The sequence below is a fragment of the Mesorhizobium sp. M7A.F.Ca.CA.002.05.1.1 genome, from assembly GCF_003998335.1.
In the GTDB taxonomy this organism is placed as follows: Bacteria; Pseudomonadota; Alphaproteobacteria; order Rhizobiales; family Rhizobiaceae; genus Mesorhizobium.
Genome location: NZ_RZQI01000313.1, coordinates 1 through 6,211, shown reverse-complemented (window position 1 = coordinate 6,211; position 6,211 = coordinate 1). Strand labels below are relative to the sequence as shown.

General features: G+C 57.9%; 3 protein-coding genes and 1 pseudogene. All 4 read right to left on the bottom strand.

All coding sequences use genetic code 11. The annotated features are described in order from the left end of the window. Positions 1-1,210 (bottom strand): DUF4365 domain-containing protein (locus EN939_RS17135; RefSeq protein WP_164751038.1); only part of this gene is annotated, 1,210 nt, incomplete at its 3' end. 424 nt (positions 1,211-1,634) lie between these two features. Next, a complete protein-coding gene (locus tag EN939_RS17130; protein WP_127268971.1) occupies positions 1,635-2,954 on the bottom strand; it encodes a hypothetical protein in 1,320 nt (439 codons plus the stop codon). A gap of 411 nt (positions 2,955-3,365) precedes the next feature. Continuing rightward, a complete protein-coding gene (locus tag EN939_RS17125) occupies positions 3,366-5,531 on the bottom strand; it encodes a KAP family P-loop NTPase fold protein (protein WP_206525607.1) in 2,166 nt (721 codons plus the stop codon). A 375-nt stretch (positions 5,532-5,906) separates the two neighbouring features. Further along, positions 5,907-6,211, bottom strand: a pseudogene (locus tag EN939_RS38090) (hypothetical protein); the annotation flags it as partial.

The window sequence follows — 6,211 nt, the reverse complement described above, 5'->3', positions numbered from 1 at the left end:
AAAGAGTAGCTGCCATTCGGTGACGGCCGCGAAAAAAAAGAGCAGCAGCCAGTTCTGCCAGGAAATAGCCTCGTCTAAGGTAGTCGGGATACTTCCGGCGGGCCAAGTTGTACTGCCGGACAGCCCTCGACATCGCGCCGGAGATTCGCAGGGCATTCCCGAAGGAATAGTGGATCGCCGATTGCCGCTCCGGCGTCTCCGCCGCATGGAACTCAAGCGCGTCGACATAGAACCTCGACGCCGTGGCCAGACGCTCTTCGAAGGGAAGGCTACTGCTCAGGAGGCTGTGGACGTAGAGAAGGTATGCCTCATCCTGGCGCTCGTGGATGCCGTTCAGGGCGGCAAGGTCACCTGCCAAAGTTGGGTGCTCGTTCAGTCGGGCAGCGACTACCGCCGCAACATTTCGGCTTTGACATCTGTAGCGGCGCTGCCGAATCAGCGTTGCCAAATCGCGTGCTTGCGAGATGAACTCATATCCACATGCGAAGTGGGCCAGCACGTAGGAGAGCTGTGCCGCAATCTCGTGACGATCGAAACTCTTAAGGTGGACAGTGATCGACGCGATCATGTCTATCCGCGACCGCAGATATTCGCCGTCGAGGTGAACCATGACGGGGAGGCATTCGCTGGGGTCCAATGACGTCCCTACGATCCGGCAGGAAGACGTGATCTCGGCGACTGCGCAACTCAGCTCAAACGAATGTGGGCCACCGCAGCGCCTCTCATCGATGCCCAAGCCGAGCGACAGCTGTCGCGAGGCCAGGCGGATTGTCCGGTACACCTTAAACGTGCGGACGATGGCTTCTGGATCAGCGTCCGACCAAGCATCGGTTTCGCAGAAGCGTATGGTCACGGTTTTGGTCTCGGGTTGGCCGATCTCGGCGAACACATTGGAAAGCCACTTCCAGTGGAAGCTATCGTCCACGCTGCAGTAGCGCACCACGATCGAGGGGCAGTCGAGGCTACCTAGGTAGAGGAGCCGATCCATCTTCATCGCAACTGAAAGCGCCTCTGTCGGATCGTCGGTCGCTTTGAGCTGCACAAGAAAGATCAGCCCCGTTGCCTCGTCGCGGTCGTCGAAGACCTCGACCTCGAGATCGACACCATAATCCTCGTCCTTGCGCCGACAAACCCAACGGCTCGGCAGGGCCTGCTCGTACCGCCGGATGGATTCGGCTTCAAGCTGGTGGCTTCGGGATCGCTTCGGCATTTCGCACAATTATCGCCGCCGTTGGCGGATTGGTAGGGCCTCACGCCATTTCTTTCTGTCGCGTTTTGTCCCGCTCGGCCACCTAACGACGGTTCTGCGTCGGCGCAGGTATGAAGCGAGAGTAGAGGGCCCCGCCGAGACGACCTCCGAGCGTCCGAGTACACCGATCCAGGGTCCCAAGCGGACTGTCCGGATACGGCCCAAAATCAGCCGGTCAGCAATGCGCCCGATGTCGGCCGTTGAGGTGATCTTTCCTGTTGCCCGATAGCTGACGTTGCCGGCGGCACCAACGATTTCGATGTCTTAACAAGCATTGGCCTCTCCGGAAGCTTCCCTTGAAACCTCGGGGAAGCACCGGGGGAGCATGCAGAGCTGCATCCCATCGCCACGAATTCTGTTGTGGACGGCGCAAGTGGTCAAGTGGTCACGCCGCCGCCGTGGCTAAGGGAGCGAGGATTCCCGCTGGCTCCCTCGCAGGAAACCTACCCGCTGCGACAGCCTGCGCGATCACTTCAGCGTAGGGGTCAGGTTGCTCTCGAAGCTGCCCATCGAAAACCTTTCGTCGGAGGCACTCGGCGACAAGGGCGCTCATGTCGGCGATCGGATCGTCGCCATAGTCTCGGTAGTACCTCGCGTACTTCGAGGAATCGTAGACATCCGGCGCTCCGCCGTGGATTACCGAGTTCCGCAATCGCATCAGCAGAAGCACACGGGTACGATCGAGCTTTCCCCCGAACAGTTCATCCACCCCGCGCGCAACAGCCTCCGTTGCGCCGTTTGCATCCCCAAACATCGAGTCGATCGTGATGCAGTCTATTGGGAACCGCTCGCTGTCCGGTAGAAACCAAGCCCTGTAGAAGTACTGCAGCGATTTCAGCTTCTTGATATCGGCCTCGCTGCTGGAAGCGAGAGCCCTATCAATCACTTCAAGCCAAACACCATCCTCGACCCCTAGCACAACGTCCTCGCCGAGTGCCGGCGTATGTGGCGAGCTGTCGGAAAAGGACCATCCATCACGAACGCCCACCACTCCGCCGAAAACCTTCCGGCCGGTAAACTGGTGTCGGTAGTGATGCATTACGGTGAGGGAGATCGCCCCTAAGATCGATGCTCGATATTTTTTTGCCACCTCAGGCGATGGAGCGGTGACAAGGAGCCAGCTCGTCGGGGTTTGGGTCTTGTGCTTCCAGTCGCTGAATGGCGGGAATAGATGACCATCGACGTAGCCGCGTGGCAGGTTCGCGAGCGGCGTTTGTGCTGCAAGACCAGTCGCTGTCGAGAGCGAGAATACCGCCCCCTCAAACGCATCTCTCATCTGGATGGTGACCAGCGGAAAGAGGCAAGTTTCTAGAGGCGGAGTGAGGATATCGCTCTCTGCGAACTGGTCGACAAGCAAGTCAACTTGCTCCTTCGATATCCGCTCCAGGAGTGAGGTTTCAGCGCGGCTGAAAATGTTGTTGCCCGCAACAAGGTGGTACCGGTCCGTGAGGAAAGACCGCAGCTTCTCAAAGGAATGGCCCAACGGAAGATAACGGAGATGTGGCGGCCCGAGGGACCTCAGCTTCATCACCGCAGGCATCAGCTTCTTTCGACGGAAGAAAAGCGTGACAGAAATGCCGCCTAAGGCGGGATGCCTATCGCGTCGGCCAAGGATGAATGCGCTGGCAAGGCCGTCTTCGCCAACGGTGTTGTAGGTTGCGGCAAGCAGCCCCACGATAATTTCACGCATCTGTACCGCGTTCACGACACCTCCATTAGCTGGCCCATTCGCGTGGATTGTTTCTACTAGACCCCTGCTTCTTCGGAACGTGCAAGAACTCTTCACTCACAAGCAAGAGGCTTTGGTTCTCGCCGCGTCCTCTAGCGGGCTCACAGTCGGCTTTCGGCAAGGAAACCGTGTTAGGAAGGTCCGGATTGGATCAGGGCCTGCATTTTGGGGTCGGAGGAAGGTCTTGAACGGGTCAGTCAGGGACCTCGGAGCTACCGAATCGAATGTCCGCTGTCGCTTTTTGAACGCCAGAAACTGCCGGTCGGCAAACGGCCCCTCGTTCTAACGGAACGCTTCGCGCCCCTCCAATGAGCCATTGAGGTGTTTGTTTGCTTCCTTCCTGCACCGCCATTCCCGCCGATCAATTTCTGCGCTCACGGCAAGTGCTCAGTGTTTGCCCTGCTCGATCGCGACCTTGAGTTCTTCCACCTTCTCCCTATGCTCAGTGTCAGCCAGCGTTTCCAGTCGCTTTGTGGTTTCATCCCAATCCAGAAACACGCTGACAGCCGATTGCTGGAGCGGGTAATATACCCGGTCGCTCACGGCCCAACTGCGCAGCTTGTCCAGGAGGAAAAGAAAGCCTTCATCGGGTTCGGTGAATTTCGTGACCCAGGCCTTTGGCTCTTCCAGGCCTGACAGGTCCCTCCAGCCAAAGAGGTAGGCTGCTAGATCCGGCATCTTCGAAAGATCGCCATCGTTCACCTGAGCGGTAGCACGCGTCTTCAAGCTATTCAGGAGGTCAGTCAGCTTCTCACGGTCGAAGGCCGAGCCATCAGGATTTGCCCGTTCACCGACGAGGCCATGCATGAAAAGCTCGTCTCTGATGAAGTGCCCGATCAGCCAGTTCAGCGACGGACAGTCTGAGGCGAGCTTGGTGGCTGCCGAGGTAAAGGCATCGTGGTCCAACGTCTTCAACTGTTTGAGGCAACCCCTCACCACACGTTCCGCGATATCCGAGACTGACAGCGACAACGGCCGCGGACTGTTGTCTTCGGCAAGGATGACATCCATGCCGTTGGATATGGCTTCTATCAGACCTGAGAGCCTCGATGCGCCGAGGCTTCTGATCATGTCGTCATCCAGCCGGTCCAGTAAATGTTCGAACCAACTCCTTCCTGACGACCTCCTTTTCCGGGCGAGAGCGACGAGTTTCTCCGTCAGCGCCGACGTGTGGCTCGTTGCGAGGGCGAGCAACGCGTTGAACTCGTCATCCGGCATTATCGTTTTCGGATACGTCAGCGCGAAGTAGTAGCGGTAATGGATCGGGCTGCCCAGACGGCGCAGCGCGATCATGTTTTTCACTTCGCCTACGCTTGAGCTCGAAAAGACGCATTGCTCGGGACTGTCGTTCTTGATGATGCCTGGAATGAACCGGCGCAGGCTCCAGATTGACTGCGTGGACATTGCGTCGTCTGACGGCAGAAGCTCCTGAAGCCGCTTGCCGATCTCCTTCTTGTCGTGGCTGCTGATTGTACCATCGCCTGTGACGAGGACCGAGCGTAGCGAGAGATATTCCTCGATCCAACGATAGAGAGCCGGGTTCGTTGTCTTGATCAGGTGCAACCGGCAGACGTCGGGGAAATAGACATCGTCCTTGATCGAGGGATACAGGAACCGGAGGCTGTTGAGAGCAAGCTTGACCTCTCGCGGGGTCCGTAGTGCGCCACCTTCGCGGTCCACCCCAACTTTAAGATCGGAGAGGAGCTCACTAGTCGCGGGGCTTCCGGTGACTTCCTCGAAGATGGCCAAAGCCTCTGTGAGGAATTGCTCCCGCAAGTCGAATGGCTCGGGGAGTGGTATAGTGAAGGTCAGCTGGATGATTTTTTGAAGGAACTGATCTCCATCGGATATCTTCAGGCCAGTCATAAGCGCGTGGGATAGGGCCGCCCGATCATAGCACATCAGGTAGGTAATCTTCGGGAAATCGGCGACCGACCTCACCAGCCGGACCACCTCAACGGCTTGTTCGGGCTCAAGCCGGTCGAGGTCGTCCAGAATGACGACGAAGCCGATTTTGAGCTCGGAAATCCTCTTGGAAATGTTGGCTTTGATTTCGGCAGTCGTCTGTTGGCGTTCAGACTGCTCAAGGTACTCAGAAGCCAAATCCAACGAGTCTCCCGCGATCTTCGCACCGGGAATGAAATATTCAGCCAACCGCGCGGCCGGCGCCAACGTCCGCCCTGTTTTCGCGCCGTACGACCGGACGAGATTGCCGAGGTCGGTTCCTTTCTTCTTCAGCTGCTTCCAACGGCTCTGTTTGGCGTGCGCGTTTTCAATCTGATCCAGAATGTCCGCTATTGGGATAAGCAGGGAGGATACGAGATTGGACCGATCTCCGCTGAGCCATGGCGCGATGTTTATGACGTGGATGTGCTCCGGCTTGCTCTTGTCCAGCTCGTGCCGCAGGAAGTTCAGCAGCGTGGTCTTGCCTGATCCCCAAGGCCCCTCCAGGCCAACGACCATGCCGTCTGTTTCGAACGTCTTCAGAATTGCGGGTGCGAGTCTTCTGGCTATGCCCACAAAGCCAAAAAGATCGGCCGCCTCGGCATTCAAGGGCCGGTCGGAGTCAGGTTGCGTTGGTGGCTTCATATATTTTTGATCAGCTCCAGCTAGATGTTCCATGGAGCTGATTAAGGCATACACATCTGAGGCGCAAAAGAGAAGCCTACTATGCGCCTCAGCAGCTTTGGGGGCGAAGGCAGGGAGGGACACAAGGGACCGGCGGTGTATCCCACGGCCACACTTAGGAGCGAAAAGGGCCGAGGCCGGAAACATCCGCCCTCAACACATGTTCGCATTCGACGCCTCCGATCATGGCTTAACGCGCAGAAAGCTGGCAGTTGGTCTTTGAGATCATTCGACGTTCGAAGGTCCGCTACTGACGATCCGAGCCTCGGAGCCGTCGGTCCACTCTCGGCCCGAAAGCGGTCAGCGCACGGTTCTACAAGTAGGGATCGCGCGACGGACGCGCTCAACAAGTGCGCGAATCTCTTCAGACTGACGCAGTAGCTCTCCGCTGGTCCGCAGGTTTTGCAGGCGCTGTTGGTTGCGCTGGGCTAGCCATTCCTGGCGCTGATTTTCCTTTTCGATCCGCTCCCGCTCTGCGCGCTCCTCGGCTTCCCGCAGGCTAGCTCTGAACTTTTTCTCGCCCGCCACGATGATCGCAGCCGCAATCTCAGCGATCTTTGACTCAAGCTTGGCGTCACCGTCATCCTGCCAAGAAACCGTATTCT